Origin of the sequence: Pseudoalteromonas sp. SG43-6 (genome assembly GCF_014164365.1) — a bacterium.
GTDB lineage: Bacteria > Pseudomonadota > Gammaproteobacteria > Enterobacterales > Alteromonadaceae > Pseudoalteromonas > Pseudoalteromonas rhizosphaerae.
On record NZ_JACJEZ010000174.1, the window covers coordinates 1 to 425 of the forward strand.

Sequence of the window (425 nt, forward strand, 5' to 3'; positions counted from 1 at the left end):
GGTACATCCCACTGGTCATCAAACTTAATTAAAGTCACGAATATATCATTACCTTCATCCGTTGAACCCGATACAACCATATAATCTATTTCACCTGTTGTTGCACAACCGCCTAGTAATACAGCAAACAAGCTAATAAGAAGTAATTTTATGATTTTGTCCATAATCTATATCCATTTAAGTTCAAGCTGCCCTTGAGGAATAGCTTAGTTACTTATTCTTACGCCACTGTGCTTGCCCAGAGCCAAGCTCGTGTAATACACGGCCTGTTCTATTTCTGTCAGATCGTGCATTTGATAACCATACTTTTATCTCGCCACTATCCCCCATGCCAACAATTAAATAAGGCCTGATATTTTCTTCTACTTCTCCTGTGCTTATCCATGCATAAGCAGGTAAATTTTTAGCTAATTTATAACCATTTT

General features: G+C 37.4%; 1 pseudogene. It reads right to left on the reverse strand.

Features of this window, described 5'->3' with window-relative positions:
• Nucleotides 1–210: 210 nt before the first annotated feature.
• Nucleotides 211–425, reverse strand: a pseudogene (locus tag H5201_RS22670) (DUF2931 domain-containing protein); the annotation flags it as partial.